This window comes from Acinetobacter sp. C13 (assembly GCF_016809775.1).
In the GTDB taxonomy this organism is placed as follows: Bacteria; Pseudomonadota; Gammaproteobacteria; order Pseudomonadales; family Moraxellaceae; genus Acinetobacter; species Acinetobacter pittii.
On sequence record NZ_JAFBJL010000002.1, the window covers coordinates 552,988 to 579,379 of the forward strand.

At 37.7% G+C, this 26,392-nt stretch carries 18 protein-coding genes; 13 read left to right on the forward strand and 5 right to left on the reverse strand.

Going from position 1 to position 26,392, the window contains the following annotated elements; all coding sequences use genetic code 11:
* Positions 1 to 37: 37 nt before the first annotated feature.
* Both JGE69_RS07815 and JGE69_RS07820 read left to right on the forward strand, forming a co-directional pair.
* On the forward strand, positions 38 to 2,692 hold the full coding sequence (locus JGE69_RS07815; RefSeq protein WP_199112861.1) for an ATP-binding protein: 2,655 nt from the start codon (positions 38 to 40) through the stop codon (positions 2,690 to 2,692).
* An 11-nt stretch (positions 2,693 to 2,703) separates the two neighbouring features.
* Positions 2,704 to 3,420, forward strand: a complete 717-nt coding sequence (locus JGE69_RS07820) for a response regulator (RefSeq protein ID WP_000625746.1) — start codon at positions 2,704 to 2,706, stop codon at positions 3,418 to 3,420.
* A gap of 76 nt (positions 3,421 to 3,496) precedes the next feature.
* Here the strand turns inward: JGE69_RS07820 and JGE69_RS07825 are convergent, their stop codons facing one another.
* Positions 3,497 to 4,921: a glutamine synthetase family protein gene (locus JGE69_RS07825; protein ID WP_199112859.1), complete on the reverse strand. Its 1,425-nt coding sequence runs from the start codon at positions 4,919 to 4,921 to the stop codon at positions 3,497 to 3,499.
* A gap of 406 nt (positions 4,922 to 5,327) precedes the next feature.
* On the opposite strand from JGE69_RS07825, the gene JGE69_RS07830 reads away from it, so the two are divergent.
* Entirely contained in the window at positions 5,328 to 5,876 is a 549-nt protein-coding gene (locus JGE69_RS07830) for a DUF2799 domain-containing protein (protein WP_002132149.1), read from the forward strand.
* A gap of 44 nt (positions 5,877 to 5,920) precedes the next feature.
* On the opposite strand, the gene coq7 is transcribed toward JGE69_RS07830, so the two are convergent.
* Together coq7 and JGE69_RS07840 are read right to left on the reverse strand one after the other, a co-directional pair.
* Entirely contained in the window at positions 5,921 to 6,556 is a 636-nt protein-coding gene (coq7, locus tag JGE69_RS07835; protein ID WP_002119684.1) for a 2-polyprenyl-3-methyl-6-methoxy-1,4-benzoquinone monooxygenase, read from the reverse strand.
* A 3-nt stretch (positions 6,557 to 6,559) separates the two neighbouring features.
* The gene (locus tag JGE69_RS07840; RefSeq protein WP_014207111.1) at positions 6,560 to 7,882 is read right to left on the reverse strand and encodes an MFS transporter; all 1,323 of its coding nucleotides are present in this window, start codon (positions 7,880 to 7,882) and stop codon (positions 6,560 to 6,562) included.
* A 166-nt stretch (positions 7,883 to 8,048) separates the two neighbouring features.
* On the opposite strand from JGE69_RS07840, the gene JGE69_RS07845 reads away from it, so the two are divergent.
* The 7 genes from JGE69_RS07845 (at position 8,049) to JGE69_RS07875 (ending at position 21,980) form a co-directional block, all read left to right on the forward strand.
* Positions 8,049 to 10,784 carry an autotransporter assembly complex protein TamA gene (locus JGE69_RS07845; protein WP_063099152.1) on the forward strand — a complete coding sequence of 912 codons (2,736 nt, stop codon included), beginning with the start codon at positions 8,049 to 8,051 and terminating at the stop codon, positions 10,782 to 10,784.
* Positions 10,785 to 10,810: 26 nt separating this feature from the next.
* Positions 10,811 to 15,319, forward strand: a complete 4,509-nt coding sequence (locus tag JGE69_RS07850) for a translocation/assembly module TamB domain-containing protein (protein WP_199112857.1) — start codon at positions 10,811 to 10,813, stop codon at positions 15,317 to 15,319.
* 271 nt (positions 15,320 to 15,590) lie between these two features.
* Positions 15,591 to 16,826: a lactonase family protein gene (locus JGE69_RS07855; RefSeq protein ID WP_199112851.1), complete on the forward strand. Its 1,236-nt coding sequence runs from the start codon at positions 15,591 to 15,593 to the stop codon at positions 16,824 to 16,826.
* Positions 16,827 to 16,960: 134 nt separating this feature from the next.
* The gene (locus JGE69_RS07860) at positions 16,961 to 17,323 is read left to right on the forward strand and encodes a hypothetical protein (protein ID WP_081309626.1); all 363 of its coding nucleotides are present in this window, start codon (positions 16,961 to 16,963) and stop codon (positions 17,321 to 17,323) included.
* 253 nt (positions 17,324 to 17,576) lie between these two features.
* Entirely contained in the window at positions 17,577 to 20,216 is a 2,640-nt protein-coding gene (locus JGE69_RS07865) for a bifunctional aconitate hydratase 2/2-methylisocitrate dehydratase (protein ID WP_005068571.1), read from the forward strand.
* A 229-nt stretch (positions 20,217 to 20,445) separates the two neighbouring features.
* The gene (locus JGE69_RS07870) at positions 20,446 to 20,880 is read left to right on the forward strand and encodes a hypothetical protein (RefSeq protein WP_199112850.1); all 435 of its coding nucleotides are present in this window, start codon (positions 20,446 to 20,448) and stop codon (positions 20,878 to 20,880) included.
* A gap of 116 nt (positions 20,881 to 20,996) precedes the next feature.
* A complete protein-coding gene (locus JGE69_RS07875) occupies positions 20,997 to 21,980 on the forward strand; it encodes an ion transporter (RefSeq protein ID WP_199112849.1) in 984 nt (327 codons plus the stop codon).
* Between the two features lie 26 nt (positions 21,981 to 22,006).
* On the opposite strand, the gene JGE69_RS07880 is transcribed toward JGE69_RS07875, so the two are convergent.
* The gene (locus JGE69_RS07880; RefSeq protein WP_199112848.1) at positions 22,007 to 23,206 is read right to left on the reverse strand and encodes an MFS transporter; all 1,200 of its coding nucleotides are present in this window, start codon (positions 23,204 to 23,206) and stop codon (positions 22,007 to 22,009) included.
* A gap of 213 nt (positions 23,207 to 23,419) precedes the next feature.
* On the opposite strand from JGE69_RS07880, the gene JGE69_RS07885 reads away from it, so the two are divergent.
* Positions 23,420 to 24,217: a DUF4198 domain-containing protein gene (locus JGE69_RS07885; RefSeq protein ID WP_199112847.1), complete on the forward strand. Its 798-nt coding sequence runs from the start codon at positions 23,420 to 23,422 to the stop codon at positions 24,215 to 24,217.
* A 270-nt stretch (positions 24,218 to 24,487) separates the two neighbouring features.
* The gene (locus tag JGE69_RS07890; RefSeq protein ID WP_002122195.1) at positions 24,488 to 25,408 is read left to right on the forward strand and encodes a LysR family transcriptional regulator; all 921 of its coding nucleotides are present in this window, start codon (positions 24,488 to 24,490) and stop codon (positions 25,406 to 25,408) included.
* 60 nt (positions 25,409 to 25,468) lie between these two features.
* On the opposite strand, the gene JGE69_RS07895 is transcribed toward JGE69_RS07890, so the two are convergent.
* Entirely contained in the window at positions 25,469 to 25,921 is a 453-nt protein-coding gene (locus JGE69_RS07895) for a DUF441 domain-containing protein (protein ID WP_002122149.1), read from the reverse strand.
* 250 nt (positions 25,922 to 26,171) lie between these two features.
* Here JGE69_RS07895 and JGE69_RS07900 point away from each other — a divergent pair, with 250 nt between their 5' ends.
* A complete protein-coding gene (locus JGE69_RS07900) occupies positions 26,172 to 26,390 on the forward strand; it encodes a hypothetical protein (RefSeq protein WP_002122273.1) in 219 nt (72 codons plus the stop codon).
* The last annotated feature ends 2 nt before the right edge of the window (positions 26,391 to 26,392 follow it).

A 26,392-nucleotide genomic window follows, 5' to 3' on the forward strand; every position in this document is an offset into this window, starting at 1 on the left:
TTAAAAATAAAGTTGTTAGTTTACCGGATGGCATCAAGTGCAAAGCAATCGCGAAAATCAGGCTGAGGCCTTATTAAATCATGTCAACAGATATCAAGCCGGTCGACTAACGGTTTTTCTTGGTGCGGCACCTGGTGTAGGAAAAACTTATGCCATGCTTGCCCGCGCCAAAGAATTATTTCAACAGGGCACAGATGTTGTTGTTGGTATTGTTGAAACCCATGGAAGAATCGAAACTCTAAAAATTTTGGAAGGGTTGCCTCAGATTGCTAGAAAAGAAATGCAATATCAGGGGCATATTTTAGAAGAAATGGACTTGGATGCTATTTTACTTAGGCATCCGCAAATCGTTTTGGTTGATGAATTGGCTCATCGCAACGTCCCAAATAGTCGTCATGAACGACGGTGGCAAGATGTTAATGAGTTGCTAGACGCTGGTATTGATGTATTTACCACTATAAATATTCAACATTTAGAAAGCCTGAATGATGTGGTCTACCAAATTACGGGCATTCGAGTAAATGAAACGGTACCAGATCGGGTATTTGATCGTATTCGAGACATCCGCTTAATTGATTTACCCGTCAGTGAGCTCATTGAAAGGCTCCACCAAGGAAAAGTCTATGTGCCAGAGCAAGCAAATCTGGCATTACAAGGCTTTTTTAGCATTTCAAATTTAACGGCATTACGTGAACTGGCAATGCAATGCGTTGCTGAGCATGTCGATTCAGACTTAAAAGAGAGTTATGCCTCAAAGGGTTTGAAATCTATATCGTTGCAAAATGAATTGATGATTGCGATAGATGGGCAAGGCTCTTCTGAGTATTTAGTACGGGCAGGCTGCCGTTTAGCAGAACGTAATGGTGCTACATGGACGGTAGTAAATGTTGCTAAAAGTCTGGACTTTGGTCAGAGTTCAGCAAATTCATATAAAAAAGAATATATCGAGATCGATCGTGCGTTTGAATTAGCTCGGCAACTCGGTGGTCGAACCGAAGTTTTATATGGGCCGCGAGTTGCATCAGTGTTAATGGATGCCGCGATTGACCGAGGAGTCTCGAATTTAGTCATTGGCAAAAGTATTTCGCCTTGGTGGTTAAAGTTATTTAAGAAAAATTTAGCTCAGCAATTATTAAATCAAGAAAACTCGATTGCTTTAACCATTTTGCACCCAGAACAGGGTACTAAAAAGATCAATCAGATTGAAAAACCATCATTTTTATCATTAAAAGAAAGTATTTTTGTTTTAGCTGTTACATGTGCCAGCATTTTTATAGCTCACTTTGCCGAAGTTCTATTCGGTATTGAAGACTTCTCTGTCATTTTCATTATTTCAGTTTTAATTGTAGCGACGAAAACTAGAATGCTCGCTGCTGTAGTCGCAGCTTTAATCTGTTTCTTGGCCTATAATTTTTTCTTTATTGCACCACGTTTTACCTTACAAATTTCAGCACACCAAGGCGTGGTCACTGTTGTTGCTTTTTTTGCGGCAGCTTTAATTGCTGGACGGTTGGCCTCTCAATTACGTCAGCAGGTTTTATCCTTAAAAGCTGCAAATGCTTACACTATGGTAATGCAAGACTTAGCACGTAAACTTTCTAGTGCAGTAAATCTTGAAGAAGTTATGCAAACAGGACGAATGACTTTAGAAACCCAACTTCAAACTAAGGTGTGGATTTCTATTCAAGATAGAGTCATTTCATCTGATATAGAGTTAAACGATAAAGAAAAAGTCGCGGCAGATTGGTGCTTAAAACATCAACAACCGTGCGGACGTTTTACCGATACTCTGAGTCAGTCAAACTGGTGGTTTTTACCACTTTTAGAACAAAAAAATAGCCTAGGTATTGTAGGAATTTACTTTAATGATGAAGTGGTTTCCTTAAATTTTGAGCAAAAGAAATTGACAGAAAGTGTAATTGAGTACATTGCACAGGCTGTACTTCGAACCCAATTGGTCAATGAACTTGAACAAGCAAAAGTAACCAGTGAAACAGAGCGCTTACGTTCTGCTTTATTATCTTCGGTATCGCATGATTTGCGCTCGCCACTCGCTTCTATTATTGGGGCAGCAGACACACTTGCGAATTTTAAAGCTGATATGTCCGAACAAGACCAGCAAGATTTACTTGAAACAATTCATTTAGAAGGTGAGCGCTTAGACCGTTATATTCAAAACTTGCTTGATATGACACGCTTAGGTCACGAAGGTCTAACTTTAAAAAGAGACTGGATTGGTGTAGATGAATTAATTGGTTCGGCAACCCGCCGTTTAAAGCGATATAAACCAGATACGCAAGTGGTAATTCAGTTACCTGAGCAACAGATTAGTTTGTATGTCCACCCAGCACTGGTAGAACAAGCTATTTTTAATGTTTTAGAAAATGCTGCAAACTTTTCACCTCCCGATGAGCCAGTCATGATTCGTGCTCAACTTTTGTCAGAAGATGAAGTAAAAATTGAAATTGAAGATAGAGGTGCGGGAATCCCTGAAGACGAAAGACACCGCATTTTCGATATGTTTTATACTATGGAGCGTGGAGACCGTGGAAAATTCGGTACAGGTTTAGGGCTAACAATTGTAAAAGCGATTATTGGTGCTCATATGGGTACAATAGAAGCATTTTCATGGCGCCAAAATAAAGGTACTTTAATTCAAATCAAATTACCCATTCATCCAGTAAAAGAATAAGTTGTAAATTCATGATAAGTTCAGAAACATCACCTGTAGAAACACGTATTGTGATTATTGATGATGAGCCTCAAATCCGTAAATTTTTAGACATTGCTTTAAGAACTCAAAAATACAAAACCACGCTCTGTGAAACGGGTTACAAAGGCCTAGAGGCATTGGCAACCCAAGGGGCTGATTTGGTTATTTTAGACTTAGGTTTACCCGATTTAGACGGAAAAGAAGTGCTTCAAGAATTACGTAGCTGGTCGAATGTTCCCGTTATTGTGTTATCTGTACGTGCTGATGAATATGAAAAAGTTGCCTTGCTAGACGCAGGTGCAAATGACTACATGACCAAACCTTTTAGTGTGCAAGAGCTTTTGGCGCGCATACGTGTCATTTTAAGAAATCAACCGATTCAGCAAGAAGCCCATGTATATGACGATGGTTATCTCAAGGTTGATGTCATGCAACGATTAGTTTGGATCGAGCAACAGCCAATTACTTTAACTCGAAAAGAGTTTCAACTTTTGACGTTATTAATGCGCTATCAAGGGCAGCTTTTAACACAGCCTCAGCTTTTAAAAGAGCTATGGGGACCCACCCATCAGGAAGATACTCACTATTTACGTATTTTAGTGGGCAAGTTACGTAGTAAGTTGGGAGATAACGCGATTCAGCCACGCTATATTGCTACTGAACCAGGTGTTGGGTTACGTTTTTTAGCTAAACAGAAAAATCACTAATTAGATATAAAAAAACCTTAGGGTATTTCTCCCTAAGGGTTTGCAAAGTGGTTTATAGTTTTTTTGCTTTTTTTATTTATATATCCCAATGTTGTTCTGCTTCAGTCATTTGACTATAAATGTTTTGATATTCAGCCTGTTTAACCGTGTACCAATGTTCTACAAAGTCTGCCCCTAAATACCCTTTTAAAATAAGACTTCCTTTAAATATTTTTAAGGCTTCTGGCTGATTGTTGGCTAACAAAATGTGCTCGTCTAGAAATTTTAAAAGATGTGCAGGTTTTGGCAGCGGTAATTTATGAGATAAGCCATAAGATACGCCCGCTAAAATAGTCGCTGTAACTAGATAGGGGTTACAGTCAGCTCCAGCAACACGATATTCTAAGCGTTGATTTTGTACATCTGAGCATGGAATTCGGATTGCAACATTTCGGTTGTTAGTATCCCAATTGGCTTCTAATGGCACGTGATGACCAATTTTAAAACGTCTATAAGAATTAATATTAGGCGCTAAAATCGCCATAGATGCAGGCATTAACTCAATTAGGCCACTAATCGCGCTCAATAATTTGGCTGAAAGCTGATCTTTTTCTACTTCTGAACTAAATATATTTTCATGGTATTGATTAAGCATACTCATATGAAAATGCATACCACTACCAGCTTTTGCCAAGTTCGGTTTCGCCATGAAACAAGCAGTTAAGTCATGTTTTCTTGCGACTTGCTTTACAATTCTTTTTAAAGCATTAATTTGATCGCAGAGTTTTAAAATGTCATGACTGTGTTGAAGATTTAATTCGTATTGTCCAGGGGATGATTCCGCAACAATAGCGGTAATTTCAATTGATTGTAGTAAGGCTGCTTTTTCAACTTCATCTAGGACTTGTTGGTAGTTATTTGGTGCATCTATATCAAAACATTGGTTTTCTGAACATGTCTCAGATTGTTGTTGAGGTGAGAGAAGGTAAAACTCTAGCTCGGCAGCCATGACAGGGAAATAATGATTCGTATGTAACTGATTTAATAATTTTTTTAATATATTACGTGGTTCATAGCGACAGTCTGAACCATCTTCTTCGTGCATTGATAGGTAAAGCTGAGCATTTAATTCTGGGGATAAGGCACTTGGTTGCAAGCTGCCTAAAATGGGCAGGCAAAGTCTATCTGGTTCACCAATATATTTTCCCAGGCCTGTTTCTTCAATTACTTTTCCATCCAGACTCATGGCATAAACAGAAAGAGGAAAATAACATCCATTAGATAGATTTTTCAAACTCTTAACATCAATACGTTTGCCACGAATATGCCCGTTTAAGTCATGTAGACAAATATCAATGTGCTGAGTGTGAGGATATAAACTTAAATATTCATCAACTTCTTTTAAAAAAAGATCTGATTGGAAAGTACCAGATTGTGTCTGAGAAATAAAATTATCTGATATTTTAAATGCCTTAAAGTGAGGATCTTTTAAGTTTAAATTTGGGTAAATAAGTGTACTCATTATAAAAAACCTTGGTGGTTAATTAGCTAAAATCCTACCTTAGCCTTTGAAGGAAATCGCGTAAAAAAAGAGTAAAGATGGTTGAACAATATTTTATGAGTAATTTGATTTTTTATATTTATAATCAATATATTGAGTCTCATGTTTATAATCAATTTTTAAAGTAAAATTAGCGTATAAGAGCAGTCAGCGCATTATAAAATTTTACTGATTTCTCTTTTTTAAAATTAAACAAAGCTAAAAATTTAAGCGTCTCATTTGGTGAGAGGGATAAACTGATTTAAACTTAAGACTTATCCAGTGAATCACTTATTTTTGAAGTCTTGAATAGAGCAGGATCTTTTAGGGTGTTTACTGGAATTTTATTTTTTGCGTTTTTTAAATTTTATTTTTGAGTTTTCTTAATATGAAAAATATCGGTTTAGCCATTTTAGCAATCAGCCTTTCAGGTTGTGCTGCAATGAGCGTAGAAGAATGTAAGACTGCGAATTGGTCATTAGTGGGTGAGAAAGATGGTTCAAAGGGGTCTTCGCCACGTTTAGATCAATATTACAAAGCGTGTGGAAAAGCCAATATTGTTCCAGATCAAAAGTCATATGAACGTGGGTATAAAGAGGGCTTAGGGTATTATTGCCAGCCATCAAATATTTTTTATAATGCTTTAGAGGGTAACGGCAATATTAATGTATGCCCAGTTGAGCAGCGTAATCGTTTAAGACCTTATTATCGAGCAGCCTCAGATTACTACAATGCAAAAGCTGAATATGATCGTTATGACGAGAAGTTTAAGCAATATTCTGATAATGCTTACAACGAAAAATTAAAGCCAGAAGAGCGTGAGCGTTATCGTAAGCTTTTAAGAGAATTACAAATTGATCGTGACCGTATTAACAGAAACTATTGGAATTCAATTCGAGATATCGAACGTTTCAAATATGATCACGGCTTAAAATAATATTTAAAACAGGATTGATCCGAATGAGATCAATCCTTTGGTTTTTAAAGATAATAACTCGTTTTTGTCATTAATTTTGAAATAGCAGTCATCGTAATTTTTACTGCATATGGTAATTCAACACCGCCTGCTTCAAGTGCAGTATGACGGTGATGCAATTCATCTTCATTCATTTGCTCTAAAATTTTACGAGAGCGTTCATCTTGAGCAGGTAACTGGTTTAAATGATCTTGCAAATGCAGACTAACCTGACGCTCAGTTTCAGCAACAAAACCTAAGCTATATTTATCACCTGCAATACCAGCAAGGGCACCCATGCCATATGACAACCCGTACCAGATTGGGTTTAACAAACTTGTATGACTGTTTAATTCTTTTAAACGGTCTTCGCACCAAGCTAAATGATCTTGTTCTTCAATCGCTGCTTGTTGCATTTCTTGGCGTACATTTGGCAATTTCGCCGTTAATGCTTGCCCATGGTAAAGTGCTTGAGCACATACTTCACCACTGTGGTTAACACGCATTAAACCTGCGACATGGCGAGCATCTTCTACACCAAGTTTTGTTTCTACTGTTTCAGCTGGATTTTGACGCTGTGCTGCTGTTGCACCCGGAACAAGACTACGCAATGCCTGATCAAATGAGTTAATAAGTTGATCAATTCCAGTATAGTGGCGCATAAATTAGTCCTCTAAAGAAAGGTGGGCTGTGGCAAGCATTGGTTTTAGTCTAGCGAGAAGCCAGATACTAAAGATTGCACTAAGTACAGCTGTAATAATAAATAGTATTTTAATATCAATTTTTAAAACACTTAAGATTAAGATTGAAAAAATTGCAGAAGAAACCATAAAAACGGCATTTAAGATGTTATTCGCTGCAACAACTCGTGCACGATGTGAACGTGGTGAATAAGCCTGCATCATGGCATATAGGGGAACAATATAAAAACCGCCACTAATCCCCAATAAAGTCACAGCAATCATGACATGGTAGTAAACCCAGCCTTGGGTGAAAACGTCTTTTAAGGTAAGTAATGCTCCGGTTCTTTCTGGTACAAAAGCTAAACTGGCAGCAAGGTAGAGCGCAAAAACAGTAAGGCCAATTGCACCAATCGGCACCATTTTAATATTAATTTCTGAACCACCAATTTTACGGCAAAGAAGAGAACCCACACCAATACCGACTGAAAAGAAAGTCAGTAACAGGCTAACGACATTTTCTGATGCATGAAGGTTTTGCTGGGTAAGCTGCGGAATTTGAGTTAAATAAGTCGCGCCATAAAACCAGTACCATGAGTTGCCTAGCAAAATTGTGAATACTAACGGTAAGCTTTTGGCATATTTAATGGTTTGAAAGCTGGTACGGATGAAATTCCAGTCAATCTTTAAGTCAGGTGCAGCAACTTTTTGCGGCAAAATGAAGCGACTAAATAAATAGCCTATGCAAGCAATAGCCACTACGGTGATACTAATCCACAATAAATTACCATCTGATGAGGCAATTACGGCGCCACCTAAGATCATCCCGAACAAGATCGCCATGGATGTGCCGGATTGAAATAGCGCATTACCAGACATTAACTCGTTCGGTTTTAAGATTTCAGGCAAAATTGCGTATTTAATCGGGCCGAAGAACGTCGAATGTGTACCCATCAAAAATAAAGCAAAAAGAAGTAGCCATAAGTTTCCTAACAGGAAACCTGCAGTACCGATGAGCATAATGATGATTTCTAAAATTTTAATACCACGGACGAGTTGAGATCGTTCGTATTTGTCGGCGATTTGTCCAGCTGTGGCTGAAAAAAAGAAATATGGCAGAATAAACAAGAGGGCTGCCAAATTATTAAGAGTACTTACGGGAGCAGATTGTTGCTGAATCCATCCATAAGTAATCACCAATAATAAAGCTTGCTTAAAAACGTTATCATTTAATGCGCCAAAAAACTGGGTAAAAAACATCGGTACAAACCGACGTGAGGTCATCAGGTGCTCATCTTGTTTCATCATGTGCAAACTTCATTGTGTTTTATAAAAAAATGTGACCGAGTGTTAATTTGCATCGAAAACCATGTATGATATTTTTAACGCTTGATTAAATGAAAAATCAATGGTTTTGAGTGAGTTTTACACTCACATTGGTGCGTTTTATTAAAAAATAAGTCTAGAGTTTTCTATGCCTTCTAAAATTAAGTTTAAACAGTCAACTCTCTCACATTCTATGCATTTAATTTTAAAAATGCAGGGCATTCCTAAACTTATTTGTAGCAGCTTGTTGTTAAGCGTTTGCGTAACGCCAAGTTTTGCTCAAACTTTTGTTGAGAATAGTTCATCAACAACTTTAAACCAGACAGTATCTGATGAGTCAACTGAACAATCAGCTCAGGTTAACGAGCAATATACTGCTCCAGTTACAGATATCGCTACACTTGTAACCCAAGCTCAGCAGCAACAAGATAGCTTGGCTATATTGCAACAACAAGAACAATTTCCAAATCAAATTGATGAATTTAAGCCAATTACTCTTGATAATCTTGAAGATTTACCCGATATGCCTGTTGATCAAAACATGGCAAATGAAATTTATAGGGTAGCGGAAGAAGCGAAGAATGAAGCACAGAACTTTCAAAATGGGACTCAGAAACTCCCTGAAGTTACTGTAAGCGATGCAACTCAATCTGAATTAAATCAAATTAATCAGGCGCCAGTAAATATCGATCAGCTTATGCAAGAGATTAAGTCTGATAGTAAGATTGTAGTGGAAGCCAATGAGACTGGAAAAACACTACCTGAATTGACACCAGAGGCCGAAGAACCACCTGAGCAAGCTGGTTTCTTTAAACGTATTTTAAATAAAGTACGTCCGCCGCGTGCAATTCCGATGGAACAAGTACCGCGTATTAGCGCAGAGGTAGAAGGCGCTTCAGATGTGTTAGCTAAAAATATTAAAGGTAAGCTTTCAACATTTACTCAAGAATCTTTTGAAGACTTTAATGCTGCTTTACCTCAGCTTAGAACATTAAGTAATCAGGCTGCTCAAGCTGTTGGTTACTATAATGCTGAGTTCCGATTTGAAAAATTAAGTCCGAGTCGTGTTCGTGTCAGAGTGACACCAAATGAACCAGTACGAATTAATGAGCAAAATATTGAGTTTACAGGTCCAGGCGAAAAGCAGCCGCAATTTCAGGTTATTCGCTTAGTTCCTGATCAAGATGTTGGTGATATCTTTAATCACGGTTTATATGAAACCACTAAAACCCGTATTGTCGATGCAGCATCTGATAACGGTTATTTTGATGCTTATTGGCGATTGCATGATGTAAAAGTAAGTCAGCCAGAAAATAAGGCCGATATTAATTTACGCTACGAGACAGGTGAGCGTTATAAATTAGATAAGGTCGAGTTTCGTATGAGCGATCCTTCGAAACCTTTGCCATTAAATCAAAATATCTTAGAAAGTATGGCGCCTTGGAAAGAAGGTGATGACTATGCTTTCTGGCGTGTAAACGTGCTCGCGAATAACTTAACCAACTCGCGTTATTTTAATTACACCTTGGTTGATAGCATTAAACCAGATCCAATTGAAAAGCCACTTGAGCTACCACCAGATTTACAAGCTTTGGTGGATGAGCAAAATATTGATGTTGATGAGTCTAATTTACTTTCACCAGAACAAAGACAACTTGCAAAAGCTCGTCAATTAGCGACATCCAATAAAGAAGTTACGCAAAACGTAGTCGATGAAAAACAGTTTGCCGGAACACAAAATGCGAAACAGGCAGAGCCTCAAACTGCGATGTTGCAAAGCGCCGCAGCTCAGCATGATGAACAGGAAACTGAACAGGATCGTTTACAAGCTCAAGCACGTGAAACAAAAAGAATTCCAGTTATTGTGACTTTAAATGCTGACAAGCTAAATAGTTTGGAAACTGGTATTGGTTATGGAACCGATACGGGGGCGCGTTTACGTAGTCAATATCGCCGTTCTATCGTAAATAAATATGGTCATTCTTTTGATGCCAACTTAGAAGTCTCTGAAATTCGTCAATCGATTGATGGTCGATATAGTATTCCCTATAAACATCCGTTAAATGACTATTTTAATATCGTTGGCGGTTATGAGCGTGAAACACGGGATGATATCGGTCCGGATGTAAGCCTATTAACCGAATCTGCTGTTGTGGGCGGGGAGCGCGTAATCAAACGTCCATTAGGAAATTGGCAACACACTATTGGTGTTCGTTATCGTTTAGACCGTTTGACCCAAAAAGGTAATGTTGATATTTCTGAATTACCAGATGCTTTTAAAACAGCTGCATCTGAGCAAGAAGCATTATTGTTTAGTTATGAAACATCTAAAACTTCAAGTAATACACGTTTAAACCCAACAAAAGCTTTTAAACAAACTTATAAATTAGAATTAGGCAGCGAGAGTTTACTGTCTGATGCCAATATGGCAATTGCGAGTGCAGGCTGGAGATTTATTTATTCTCTAGGTAAAAATGATGATCACCAATTTGTTGGAAGATCTGACCTTAGTTATATTTTTACAGATGACTTTGACAAAGTTCCATACAATCTTAGATTCTTTACGGGTGGTGACCAAACGATTCGTGGATTTGACTATAAAAGTCTTTCTCCAGAAGTAGATGGATATAAAATTGGGGGCCAAGCTTTAGCTGTAGGTTCTTTAGAATATAACTATCAGTTCAAAGATGGATGGCGAGCAGCTGTTTTCTCTGACTTTGGTAATGCTTACGATAAAGATTTCAGTAATCCAGCAGCTTATAGTGTTGGGGTCGGAATTCGCTGGAAGTCTCCAATTGGGCCAATCCGTTTAGATGTCGCTTCGGGTATTTCAGATGAGAACCATCCGATTCGTTTACATTTCTTTATAGGCCCACAACTTTAAAAATAAAATTTTATTAGGTTTATTTTATGGCGGAAGTAGAACAGCAGCCCACTTCGGCACCAAGCTCTCCTAAGAAGAAGCGTCGCATTTTGCGTAGCTTCTTGCTGACGATATTGATCATATTGTTATTATTGGCTTCTTCGTTAGTCATCATGATGTCAACGGATCGCGGAAGCCGTTTTTTATTAGATCGGGTTTTAGAAGCTCAGAAAATAATTAAATATGAATACGAAGGCGGGAACTTATTGCGAGGCATTATTCTCAAAAATGTGTTGGTGCAATTAAAAGACGTTGATGTTTCATTAGATCGAGCTGATGTAGGCTTAGGATGGCGTTCTTTATTATTAGAAAAAGAAGTGCATTTAAGCCATGCAGATGTACGCAACTTACGTATTATTAATAAAACTCCGCCCTCTGGTAAACCGTTTGAATTTAAACCAATCAAGTTACCCTTTGTTTTACGCGTAGATGAAGGTGATGTTGATCATTTAGAAATTAAGTTGGCAACCTCAGATGTAAGTTTTCATGACGTTCATTTGCAGGATGCACTTTGGTCAGAGACCAAACTGGAATTTGAAAAATCTAGTATGGATATGGGCTATCTTTCGGTCCATAACGCAACAGGTAAAATGGATTTTAGTGGTAAATATCCATTAGATGCCACAGCAGATTTAAGAATCCCATCTTTAAAAAGTCTAAATATTCAAAATATTAAAGTTGCTGCTCGGGGAAGTTTAGATACTATAAAAGCTGGAGTTGCAACAACCACTCCCGATCTATTAACAGGTTGGGTAATATTGCATCCTGTTCGTGATGAAGTTCCGATGCAAGGTGAATTATTACTAAAAAACTACCACTTACCTTTATTACAAGAACAAAAACTTTTTGCAAAAAATGGTGTGATCAAGTTTCAAGGTGATATTAAACAGCTTAATTTGGCACTTGATACAGATTTGAAGGGTGAGAATTTACCTGAAGGTCAGTACAACGCTTTAATGAATACTGATTTAGTTCATCAGCTTAATATTACCGATTTTAATGGCCAAGTTATGAAAGGTGCCGTTAATCTTAAAGGTCTGGTGAATTGGAAAGATCATGTGACTTGGGACATCAAAGGTCGTTTAGATCGCATTAATCCTAAAGACAAAGCGATTCCTCAGGTGGTTCAAGACTTTTTACCGCCAAGTTTAGATGCTGCTATTGCTTCAACTGGTTCTTTGGAAAAAGGCACAGAAGTATTTGCTAACGTTGATTTTGACCGTTATGAGTCTTGGAAACTCAAGCTTAATCAGGCGCCTGAAAAAAATAATAAACCTCAACCAATGCTCATGAATGTGGCGTGGGCGAATATAGACCGTGCAATGCCTTATATTGGATGGTTAAGTAGTGATAATGGTCAAGTCGATTTAACATTACGTGACGGTCAACAAGATATTAAGGTTGCTACAAAAGTATATCAGCATGAAAAAACTCTATTGCCAGCAGGACAATATCTAGCCAACCTGAATGTTAAAGATAATATCTTAAATGTGCCTAATTTTAGTTTTGCTGCTGAAAAAGGTAGCTTAACAGGTCAGGCTAAAGTTTTATTACCTACTGAAAAACGTCAGCTGGCTTGGAATGCTTTATTAAATGCAAAAGATTTTAATCCGCAAAGTATTCATGCAGCAGCGCCAGTCAATCTATTAAACGGTTCGATTAAGGCAAATGGTTTCGCTAAACCAAACCAGCAAATTATTCAGTTTGAGAAAATTGATTTAACTGGTCGATTGGCTCAAGCAGGTCAAGAAACTGTAAGTTTAGGTGGAAAAAGTACAGCAGCATTATTATTTCATGATGTTAAAGCTGGTGGCGGCTTTAAAGGCTTTGCGGTTAATTATGACGGGTCTTTAAAAGCCTTAAAACAAGCAAATGGTTTGTTGAAGTTTTCTATAGCGGGCACGCCAGATTTTATTCGAATTAGCCAGTTACAACATGATGGGGTGGCTGGAAAAATCTATGCTACTGGTTCTGTCAATTTAAAAGACCGCATTGCATGGGATATTAATAGTTCATTAGTACGCTTTAAGCCTCAATATTTTGCCTCAACTGTTAAAGGTGAAATTTCAGGAAACCTGAAAACTCAAGGGGTTTGGTCTGATCACTTGAAGCGAATTAATATTCAGCAATTGAATCTTGCAGGCTTTTTAAATAATAAACCTGTTCGGGGTAAGGGTAATCTATCTCTATTGATGGATTCCAATCAAAATGGCTTTTTACCTCAGCAATTTGAAGCGAACAACTTATTTTTAGTGTATGGACAGAACCAGCTACAAGCTACTGGCAATGCACAAAATCTAAAAATTAAGCTGAATGCGCCAGCACTCTACGAGTTATATCCAGGACTGCGCGGACGAGCTTATGGTGATTTGAATGTTCAATCACAACCACGTTTAAAAGCAACAGCGAATATTGCCGTAGATAATTTTGCTTTTAATACACTTGTAAGTGTGAAGAGATTGAGTATTCAGGGTGAGCTTCCAACATCGGAAACAACACCGACTCAATTAACCGCAAAATTAAATAATCTACGTAGCGGAAATAGAGAAATCCAGTCTGCTGAAGTGAATTTGACAGGAACAAGAAAAGCACATTTATTGAAAGTACTTGGCAATAATAGTGTTTCCAAGTTCTATGTTCAGTTGGCAGGTGGATTTAATCAAAAGAATGATTGGTTAGGTCAAATCCAGAAAGGAAGTTTTGATTCACGACGAATTCGTCTGGCACAAAATCAAAATGCTCCAGTAATTTTTTCTTCGGCGAAATCTGAGCTATATGTGGGCCAACATTGCTGGCAAAGTACCAATAGTCAGCTCTGTTTTGATCAGCCTGTCCGAGTGAGTAAAGCACGAGGTAATATTTCTTTTGTAACTCAGAACATGGATTTAAGCGACTTCGCGGCATTTATGCCAGAAGGCTTAGCGATGACTGGACAATTAAATGGTTACGCTAAGGCATCGTGGGTAAATGGCGGTAATCCAAAACTTGATGCGCGTTTAATTACGCGTAAAGGTGAAATCGGTTTAGCTGCTGAAGATCCACAAGATCCTGCAACGACTTTGGCTTATGATGAGTTAGGGGTAATTGCAAAAAGTGTATCAGAGGGTCTGTTATTCCGTGTTGATGTGAAAACACCAGATATTGGTACGGGCTACGCGAACGTTATTATCAACCCATTCCAGTCTTCAATGCCAATGCATGGTGAAGTGGCCTTTAATGATGTTCAATTAAAAGTCTTGAAACCATTTATTCAAGATGTTCGCTCAATGAGTGGAACGTTAGCCTTGGCTGGTAAAGTCAACGGTACATTAACTCAACCTCAGTTTACTGGTGAAATGCGTCTGAAAAATGGTGCGATTAGCATGATTTCTTTGCCAGTAAATCTAACCAATGTGCAGGTATATTCATCAATTCGTCAGGATATGGCAACAATTGATGGAGCATTTAATAGTGGGCAAGGTGTAGGCTTGCTTAAAGGTAGTTTTGAGTGGAAAGATGCGCCACGCCTTCAATTAAATCTGAAAGGTGATAATTTACTGGTCCGTCAAGCGCCATTAATTACAGCAATTGCCAACCCGAATCTGACACTTGATATGTATCCTTTTGATAAGCGTTTAAGCTTAAAAGGATCTGTAGATGTTCCTCGTGCACGTATTTCAATGCCAGAAACAACTGCTCCAATTATTAATACTTCATCAGATGTTCGCATCGTGCGCCAAGGTCAAGATCCACTTGCAATTTTACGGGCCGCTAAACCTTGGGATATTCGAGCTGATATTTCTGTTAATATTGGAAAACAAGTGATCTTCCAAGGCTTTAACAGTAATATTCCGTTAGTTGGTCGTCTAAACTTAAGCCAACGTGGCTATGAGACCGCAATGAGAGCTAACGGAGCGATTGGTGTTAGCCAAAAAGTGAAAATTGAAGCTTATGGACAAAGTCTAGACTTGAACCGAGCAATTGCCCGTTTTAATGGACCATTGGCTAACCCGACTTTAGATATCGATGCGAATAAAAATGTTCAGGGAAGCATGGTTGGCGTACGTGTTACAGGTACTGCGACATCGCCAAACATTCAGGTTTATAACGATGCAGGTTTATCTGAGCAAGAAGCATTGAATGCGCTTGTGACTGGTCGTATTAATGAAGGTTCGAGTGGCTTGAGTAATGCAGAAGGTTTTAAATCTGATGTAAACAACACCATCGCAGCTGCAGGTATTAGTATGGGCTTAGGTGGTACACGTGCTTTAACTAACCAGATTGGACGTACGTTTGGTTTGAGCGGTTTAGCTTTAGATGCACAAGGTACAGGTGATGATACGCAAGTGAGTTTAACGGGTTATATCACACCAGATCTGTTTATTCGCTATGGTGTTGGGGTGTTTACTCCTGTAAACAAACTCACTTTACGTTATCAAATGAATCGACGTTTATATTTAGAAGCAAGTCAATCTCTAGAAAGAGCAATCGATCTTTTCTACAACTGGCGCTTTTAGTTAGTTGAAACTAATAATGAATGAATTAAGAGCTCACTATTGTGGGCTTTTAATTTAATAACGTCTTCATAACATTTAAAAAAGTTTAGTATTTATGATTTAAAGTATCGCTTCTCTTAAGAGTAAAGAAGCCTTGGATAGGTATTGATTAAAGAAAATTCACTTGAAAATTGCTGTTTTATAAATTAGTTTTCAGAAACATTAAATGAAATTAGATTGATATACCTTGTTGATAAATGCAAATAAGGTGGGTTTTTTCAAGGATATAGTAGTGAATATAGATACTTATGTTGAAATTAAAAATGGCAAGGAAAACGATATCAACGTTAAATATCGTGGCCTAATTCAAAAATTAACAGCAACATTGTCATTGACGCTCTTGTCATTTGGATGGTGCTCCACCGTAAATGCTGCACAACAACAAATTGCTTTAGTAGGAACATGGACATCAATTCCTAATGCACCGCTTGCGCAAAAACCAAAACAAGCCAGTGAAGGTTTGTACCAGCTTCAAGTGAATAAGGATGGAACTTTAACTCCTGTTAAAGTGTTGAAAATGAAAAGTCCTTCTTGGATTGTGAAATCGAAAGATGGCCGTTTTGCTTATACCACAAATGAAGAAAACGAAGGTGCGGTGACTGCATTATCTATTCAAAACGGAAAGGTGGAAGTGTTGAACACAGTAGATAGTCATGGTGGACATCCAACACATGCAACAATCAGTTTAGATGGTAAATTCCTGTTTGTGTCGAACTATTCAGCGTTCGATAAAGGGCGAGGTGGTGTGGCTGTTTTACCAATTTTGTCAAACGGTCATTTAGGTGAAAAAGTACAAAATATTGTTTTTGAGGAAGGTTCTGGTCACGTCAAGGGCCGCCAAGAAAGTGGACATGCTCATTCCACAACTTTTAGTCCAGATGGTAAGTATTTATATGCCAGCGATCTTGGTAATGACAAAGTCTATGCATTCCGTTATAACCCGAACAAGGCTCAGCCACTCGAAGCGGACACCAACCGCGATGTGACTTTTACTCATGGTTCTGGCCCGCGCCATATGGTTTTTTCACCAAATGGAAAACATGCATATGTTACCGCAGAAATGCGAAGTGAGATTGTGACATTTAACGTGCAGGATGGCCATTTGAAAAAAGTGGCTGAGCTAAAACTGATCCATGAGGACAAAACACCTGAATTTAAGAGTGCGAGTGGAATTATCCTTAGCCCAAATGGTAAATATGTGATTGCTGCCAATCGAGGTGCAGACAACAAACTTTTAGTATTTAAAATCCAACAAAATGGATTGCTAGGTAAGCCAGTTGTTTATAAAGCGAATGGTATTGAACCACGTGCTTTCTCATTCGATGCATCTGGTAAATATCTATATGTAACCAATGTTTATAGTAATAATATAAGTTTATTCCGTTTTGATGAAAAAAATGGGACCTTAAAACCAGCTGGTGATGCAGCAAAAATATCAACACCTACGGATATCAAATTCTTTAATTAATCCAAATCATGAAACTGGCATTTCTAATGCTTAATATAAAAGACCGAGATTTTGTTATCTCGGTCTTTTATAGCAGTTTTGGCAAAAATGATGATTTTCCGTATGATATAGACAGCAATAATTAGTGTAGTGAAATGATGAAAAAGATTTTATTGATTGCAATGAGTTTGCTCTTTGTTGGTTGTTCAGAAAAGAAACCATTAACACCAGAAGAGCAGTGGCATGGCTTTTGTACTAGCGTAGGAAATGCTGCAAGAAGTATTGTTTTTGATCGTCAGCAAGCAATTGAAAAAACACAGGCAGTTGAGCATGCAAATAAAATTGAAGATGAGATAACTAAAAAATTCATTCTTAATATTATTGAAAAAGTTTATGCGATTCCAAAAGAAGAACTGACAAAAGATCCTCAAGCAATTCAAGAAAAAGTTAGAAAGCAAATGACGGATGAATGTTTGGCAACACCTCATGACAAAATGCCAAAATATAAATCGTTCTAATTGCGGTTGCGATTATTGAATTTTCATCTAGCAGAAGCTCTTTTTGTTCAAAAAAAGCTCAATTTAGCCCAATATGCTCATTATTTAGACACAGGTATTTAGATACAAAATAATGGGCATCACGGAGAAACACCCCGCGCTCATTAACTTTTACCTTGAACTCTAGTAAACTTTTGTAGTCCATATTACTTGTGAAGCTTTTAAGAAAGCTGGAATTTGCAAGTAATTTTTCAAAAAAAGAGGAATGAACACCGTGCTAGAAGCTTACCGCCAACACGTTGAAGAACGTGCCGCACTCGGAGTCCCACCGAAGCCACTTGATGACGCTCAAACAGCTCAGCTTGTTGAACTATTAAAAAATCCACCAGCAGGCGAAGAAGCGTTCTTGGTAGATTTGCTTGAAAACCGTGTTCCTGCAGGTGTTGACCAAGCAGCTTACGTAAAGGCAGCATTCTTGGCAGCGATTGCAAAAGGCGAAGCAACTTCACCACTCGTTTCTAAAGAACGTGCAGTTTACTTACTTGGCACTATGCTGGGTGGTTATAACGTAGCACCACTTGTTGAACTTCTTGATAATGCCGAACTTGCAGGTTTAGCTGCTGAAGCATTAAAGAAAACACTTCTTGTATTTGATGCATTCCATGACGTAGCAGATAAAGCAAAAGCTGGTAATGAAGCTGCTAAAGCTGTTTTACAATCTTGGGCTGAAGCAGAATGGTTCACTAGCCGTCCTGACGTTCCAGAAGAAATCAAAATCACTGTGTTCAAAGTAACTGGTGAAACAAACACTGATGACTTGTCTCCAGCTCAAGATGCTTGGAGCCGTCCAGACATTCCATTACACGCAAATGCAATGTTGAAAAACGAGCGTGATGGTATCAACCCTGAAAAACCAGGTGAAGTTGGTCCATTAAGCCAAATTAAAGAACTTATCGCGAAAGGCAATCAAGTTGCTTACGTAGGTGACGTTGTTGGTACAGGTTCAAGCCGTAAATCTGCAACTAACTCTGTTCTTTGGTTCTTTGGTGATGAACTTCCACACATTCCAAACAAAAAAGACGGTGGTGTGTGCTTAGGTTCTAAGATTGCTCCAATTTTCTTCAATACTATGGAAGATGCAGGTGCATTACCTGTAGAAATCGACGTTGCTAACATGAACATGGGCGACGAAGTAGTATTGAAAATTGACCATGCTGCTGCAAAAGTAACTGCTTTTAAAGATGGTGTACAAATCTCTGAAGCAGATCTTAAAACTCCAGTACTTTTAGACGAAGTACGTGCTGGTGGTCGTATTAACTTGATCATTGGCCGTGGTTTAACTGCTAAAGCACGTGAAGAATTAGGTCTTGCACCTTCTACATTATTCCGTACTCCAGTACAACCTGCTGACACTGGCAAAGGTTTCACTCAAGCTCAAAAAATGGTTGGCCGCGCATGTGGTTTACCAGAAGGCCAAGGTATCCGTCCAGGAACTTACTGTGAACCTAAAATGACTACAGTTGGTTCTCAAGATACGACAGGTCCAATGACTCGTGACGAGTTAAAAGACTTAGCGTGCTTGGGCTTCTCATCTGACTTAGTGATGCAGTCTTTCTGTCACACTGCTGCGTATCCAAAACCAGTTGATGTAACAACTCACCATACATTACCTGACTTCATCATGAACCGTGGTGGTGTATCTTTACGTCCAGGTGACGGTATTATCCACTCTTGGTTAAACCGTATGTTACTTCCAGATACAGTAGGTACTGGTGGTGACTCACATACTCGTTTCCCAATCGGTATTTCATTCCCAGCGGGTTCTGGTCTTGTTGCATTCGCAGCAGCAACTGGTGTTATGCCACTTGATATGCCTGAATCTGTACTTGTTAAGTTCAAAGGTAAAATGCAACCTGGTATCACTTTACGTGACCTTGTACATGCAATTCCTTACTACGCAATTCAAGCGGGTGATTTAACTGTAGAGAAGAAAGGTAAGAAAAACATCTTCTCTGGTCGTATCCTCGAGATCGATTTATCAGAAATGGAAAATGACTTGACTGTTGAGCAAGCATTCGAACTTTCTGATGCTTCTGCTGAACGTTCAGCTGCAGGCTGTTCAATCACACTTTCTGAAGAGAAAGTTGCTGAATACCTACGTTCTAACATCACTATGTTGAAGTGGATGATCGCAGAAGGTTATGGCGATGCACGCACACTTGCTCGTCGTGCTGAAAACATGCAGAAGTGGTTAGATAACCCAAGCTTGTTAAAAGCTGATGCTGATGCTGAATACTTAAAAGTTTACGAAATCGATCTAGCTGACATCAAAGAACCAATTCTTTGCTGCCCGAACGATCCAGATGACGCGAAACTTCTTTCTGACGTTCAAGGCGACAAGATTGATGAAGTATTCATCGGTTCTTGTATGACTAACATCGGTCACTTCCGTGCAGCTGGTCAGTTACTTGACAAAGTACCTGGTGGTTCATTGTCTACTCGTTTATGGTTGGCTCCACCAACTCGTATGGACGAGCACCAATTAATGGAAGAAGGCTTGTATAACATCTATGGCCGTGCTGGTGCACGTACAGAGATGCCGGGCTGTTCATTATGTATGGGTAACCAAGCACGTGTAGCGCCGAACACAACTTGTGTATCGACTTCTACTCGTAACTTCCCGAACCGTTTAGGTCAAGGTGCAAACGTTTACTTAGCGTCTGCTGAGCTTGCATCTGTAGCTGCGGTTCTTGGTAAATTACCAAGCCCAGAAGAATATCAACAGTACGCGTCGCAAATCGACAGCGCTTCTGCTGACATCTACAAATACTTAAACTTCGACAAGATGAGCGAATATACTAAAGAAGCTGATCAAGTTGATACTAAGAAAATCCAAGCTGCTCAATTGACTTAATACGTCGATTTAGTACAAAAAAGGAGCTGATTATTCAGCTCCTTTTTATTTTAAATGAGACTTTGTACATTATTAGACTTAGAAAATAATAAATAGATCAAATTTTATTTAATGAAAATGTAAAAATAAATATTACTCTAGATATTAAATTGATTTTTGTTTTAAAATATTTCAACGAACTTGAAAATAATTAAAAAAAATATGAGTATTTTATATAGGGAACTTAAGAATGCTAAAGACAATTGTTGAATTTAAATTTGATGATTATCAATTATATGATCAAAAAACTTATGCTGATGAAGGTGGTATTTTAGTTCAAAAAACTGAAGATATTGCACAATATATTTTTAGTATATTAAAGAATAGATATCATTTAAATGTAGAGTTATATAGTGAAAGCTGGGGGTGGGAAATTGAGATTCCCTTGGCTGAAATAACAATGTATCTCGGAATTAGTGTTTATGAAGAATATAGTAATGGATTCGCAATTTTTATTTCTCCAAATACTCCGATTTTAAGAAAGTTTCTATTTAGAAAAATTGATATTACTCATCATATTATGGCGCTGCAAAATTATATAAATATTATCTTAAAATCGCACCCAGGCATCTACGATGTGATGTGGTGGGAAGAGAATGAATTTCGATGTGTAGGCACGAATTGATGAAAAAATTTAAGGCTTAAATATTGGGGTAAGTAAAACAAAAATTATTAAAGACTATATTGGTGAATAGAGGCGATGAGCTTACTATATCTACAATATTAAGTGGTCAGATCAATATGCATAATTCAGCTTGGAAGGGATTACGTAAGTTTTTTTATAATAATCTTCACAACCATGACTATGAAACGACGGTAAGTAAATGCATTAACTATTTTTTAGTTATTTTAATTATTGGTAACGTTGCTGCTGTTTTATTGGAAACAGTAAATGATTTGTACTCAAATTATCGTATTTGGTTTGACCACTTTGAGAATGTTTCAATCGCAATTTTTAGTATTGAGTATTTATTAAGGTTATGGAGTGTTGCAGATCGAGATACGACACAATCCGCATGGAAAACCCGCTTGAACTGGGTGAAAAGCGGGGAAGCAATTATTGATTTGATGGCAATTTTACCTGCCTATCTCAATTTCTTTGTACGAATTGATCTTCGTATGCTTCGGATTTTACGTTTACTTCGTTTATTAAAATTAACACGTTATTTTATCTCGTTACAGATATTGTTATGCGTGATTAAACGTGAGAAGGGCTCTTTTCAAGCAGTTATCTTTATTTTAATTATCATGATTATTATGACTGCTTCTGGAATTTATGTGGTTGAAAACAAAGCTCAGCCAGAAGCTTTTAGTTCAATACCTAAATCTATGTGGTGGGCAGTGGTTACCTTAACTACAGTGGGGTATGGCGATGTCACTCCTGTAACTAGCCTAGGAAAGTTATTAGGGGCGCTTATTACTATTTTAGGTGTGGGTATTGCAGCATTGCCTGCTGGTATTTTGGCGTCTGGACTTGCCAATGAGCTTAATCAACGGAATCAGAGACTAGAGCAAGAGTTTCGTGAGCTACTTCAAGCACGAGGTATTGATATTTTACATGATGAAATTGAAATAGAGCGGGTTCGTCAAAAAGTAGGATTGCCAAAAGAGCAAGCGCATAACCTGATTATTCAAATTATGCGTGAAAAAGTATTAGAGGAAGAAGAGTCTGTCCGAGAGAAAAAATGTTATTGCCCGCACTGTGGTGGAAAGCTAACTGATTAGAAGTAATAAGTTAGCCTTTTCTTTAATTAAGCTTTTTTGTTAGCTTTTTCTACTGCAAATGCGATAAGTAAAATAATCAGACCGCCAAGGCTTAAAACAAAACCTACCCAGATTGGAGCGATCCAACCCATTTGGTGGCTGAGTACCCAGCCCCCTAAAAATGCACCTAATGCATTGGCCATATTAAATGCAGAGTGGTTGAGTGAGGCAGCTAAAGTTTGGGCGTCACCTGCGACATCCATTAGACGAGTCTGTAATGCTCCACCTAACCCCATTACCGTGAGACCAATTAAGAATAAAGATGCGATGGCACTATAGATATTACTCATTAAAAAACTAGCGACAACAAAAGCGATAGCTGAGCTAATTAATACACCCACTATAGTTTTGTTGAGGTTCCTATCTGCAAGCCATCCTGCCGCTAAACCACCAATAACCATACCTATACCCCAGATAGCTAAAGCGATAGGAACGATTTGGATATTAACTTCTGTGTATTCGGTCAAAATTGGAGAGACATAGCTATAAACAGAAAACATGCCTCCAAAACCGATAGCACCTACCGCTAGTGTTAACCACATATTGATATTTTTAAGGCCAGCTAATTCAGTTTTTATACTGGCACTAGCTTGAACTGGGATATTGGGTACAAAGAAGCCAACAGCAATTAAAGTGACGAAAGCAATAGTTGCTGAAAACTCAAAACCTGCTCTCCAACCAAAGTTTTGGCCTAACCAAGTTGCTAGAGGAACGCCAATTACTGTTGCCACTGTAAGGCCCATCATCATTTGGGCAACTGCAGAAGCTCTTCTTGACGGACCCGCTAGTTCAGCTGCAACTAACGCACCGACTCCAAAATATGCTCCGTGGGGTAGACCTGCAATGAAACGTGAGACTAAAACAGTTTCAGGTGTATGAGCTAAAGCAGTACAGGCATTCACAACACCATAAAATAGCATTAAGCCGAGCAATAAAGTTTTCCTAGGTACTTTAGCTCCAAGAATAGCGATGATAGGAGCACCAATAACCACACCCAATGCGTAGGCACTAATAAAGTGGCCAGCTTCAGGTACTGTAATATTTAAATTATTTGCAATTTCCTGAATTAGTCCCATTGCGACGAATTCAGTGGTTCCAATACAAAAACCACCTACAGCGAGTGAGAAAATTGCTAAAAAGAGAGAGTAATGTCGAGGTGTGGAAAGAGGAGATTGCGAGGACGCCATAATAAGTTAAGGGAAGATACAAAAAGAGAAGTATAAGGGAAAAGAGAACAGAATAATAAAAAACTAAAATATTGAGAAAAAGATTACGTATTTCTTTTTAAAGTAAAATTAAATCCATTAATGATAATAAGAATTATTTTTATTTATGTATACTGTATCCGCTTATATTTTGTCTGAAATTTTTAACTTTTTATACAACAGGATTTTTTAATAATGAATAGATTTTTAATGACGTCACTTGCATTGATATGTACAACAGGCTTTGCTCACGAACCTTATGTAGCTCCTGTAGCTTATAAAACAGAACAAACCCAAGTGCTGGTAATTGCTGGTTATGCTGAAGAAGCGTTAAATAGTGAATATGCTTTAAAAGACGCGAAACTTACTGTAATCACCCCTAAAAATGAGTTTAAAACTGTCAACTCAGAAGCTCTGCATAAGTCTGCAACTCTTTTTGATGTAGAATTACCTGAAGAAGGCACATATATTGTTCAAACTCAGGCGAGTTACCCTTTAAAATATGTATATGATCAAAAAGCATGGCATTTATTTTTTGATATGCCAGCTGATAAAGCTCCACCGAAAGCAGAACGTGAATATTTGATTCCGACTGACCTTAAAACAAAAACAATTAAAACAGAGCAAGTAACACGAGAGTGGACATTACAAAGTTATCTTTCTAAGGGAAAAGTTTCAGATATCCAGCTCCCGAATACACCGATTAAAGTTAGTTTCTCTGTACATCCTAACCAGATTAAAGCTGCTCAACCTGTAAAATTAACCATAACTGAAAAAGGACAACCTTTAGCTTATGCTGAAGTGAATTTAAGAGAAAAGGGTGCAACTGACAAGCAAGCGCAGCAGTTTAAGGCAGAAAGCAACGGTCAAGTTGAGCTTACGTTTCCAAAAGCTGGAGAGTATTTAGTAGAAGTAACAGCTCCTCTAAATTTGAAATTAAAACCTAAAGATCAGAGCTATACGATTATTAGCTTAAATGTTTTAGCACAATAGTTTTTAGTATTTAAAAAATAGGCCTTTATTAGGCCTATTTTTAGTTTTAATCTTCTCACTCATTAAAAAATTTAATTTCTCTTAGATCCTGAAGAAACAAAAATTCATCGCCAATAAAAATAGTGAAATAAAATTCATGTTGAGACAAACTAACTAATTTTATGTTAAAGTGAATAAAATTCATTAATAAAGATTTATCGAAAGTTTTATGGAAAAGCAAATATGAGCTTTTTCTATTTATAGATAAATCTGTTTTTTAGGCATGGGCCCATGTTAGAAATACGCCACCTTAAAACTTTAGTTGCTTTACGTGAGCATGGTTCATTAGTTTCAGCAGCTAATGACCTTTGTTTAACGCCATCTGCTATTTCCCATCAATTAAAAGAATTAGATCATTGGTACGGGGTGGAAGTAGTTAATCGTCGAAGTAGACCTGTTAGTTTTTCTAATGTTGGACAGCGCTTATTAAAATTGGCTGATGATGTTTTACCACAAATCCAGATTACACATAGTGATATCACACGCATTGTGCATGGACAGACAGGTAGAATTATTTTTTCATCGGAATGCCATAGTTGTTTTGATTGGTTAATGCCTTTATTAAATCAGTATCGCCAGCAATATCCAGATGTAGATTTAGACTTTGCATCAGGTTTTGAAGCCAATCCGCATGAACTCTTACAAAATGCAGAATTTGATTTACTGATTACAGCTGATCCAATTGCATTAAAAGGAATTGAGTATTTTCCGATTTTTGAATATGAGTCACGGTTAGTCTTATCAAATACTCACCCTTTGGTGCGGGCTGAAAATATTACAGTTCAAGAGTTGGCCGAAGAAGTTTTAATTACTTATCCGGTTGATAAGCACCGTTTAGATATTATGTCTAAACTTTTCATCCCCGCGAATATTCAGCCTAAACAAATACGGACAACAGATTTAACTCAAATGCTTATTCAACTCGTTGCAAGTGGACGAGGTATTGCTGCTTTACCTGATTGGGTAGTCAATGAATATGAACAAAAGGGATGGGTTACTAGTCGTCGTTTAGATTGTGTTTCTCCTACAGGTTTAAGACGAACTTTATATGCAGGCTACCGAACTGAAGAAAAAGAGAAAAGTTATTTTGAAGGCTTTTTAAAGCAGTTGGAAAAGTTCTCTTTAAAACGAAACGCCTATTATTCTGGCTAAAAAATAATTTAGCCTAAGTCTTAAAAAGGTGCTTTATTGCACCTTTTTCATGTTGATTTTTTATTTGCCAATAAATAAAGAGAGTAAGCCTGCTGCAATTAGAGGACCGACTGGTACACCACGGAGTAAGGCGACGCCAGCAACTGTACCAATGAGTAAACCTGCAACTACGTCAGGTTGGCTCGACATTAGTTTTACGCCGCGACCACCTAGCCAGGCGACTAATAGGCCAATTGCGATAGCCATAAGCGACTTAACGCTAATAAAGGATTTTAAAATACTCTCTCCACTGAGTTTCCCACTGGCAATTGGAGTGAGTACGCCAATGGTTAAAATAAGAATTCCTAAATTAAGACCATGAGCTTGAATATAAGGGAAAAACTCATTTAATGGTGTGATTTTAACGACAATCAATACACCTGCTGCAATAGTTACAGCTGCATTTTGACTTAATAAGCCGCAGACAAGCAGAACGAGTAGAACAACTAAATTAACATCAAATTGGGCAAGCATGGCGAGCGGAGGGCATTATAAATAAATGGAATTGTATAATATTTAAGAGTTGGAATGTGAAAGCTTTAAAAGATACAGCTGATTTCATCTCTTCTTAATTAAAAATTGAGTGTATATCTCTCAATGATAAGGAATTTTAATTTTTAGTTACGCTTGGACACAATGTTATATAAATTAACAAGTTAAACATTATAGTGTTTAAAAATTATGATATAAAAATAATCATTACTCATGAGTACGGGATATTTTTATGGACATTATAGATATCAAGATCAAAGATCAGTTTGATAAGATTCATGATGCAAAAGCACAACTAAAGAAAAATTTAGTGGAACATGAAAATGAATCTTTAAAACTAAGCCAACGAATTGAGCATATTATTGTTGATAATGAAATTATTTTGCCTACTACCGAATTATTATTTGAAAGCGAACAGAACGAAAATATTTATCGAGTCGTTGAAGAGTAAGG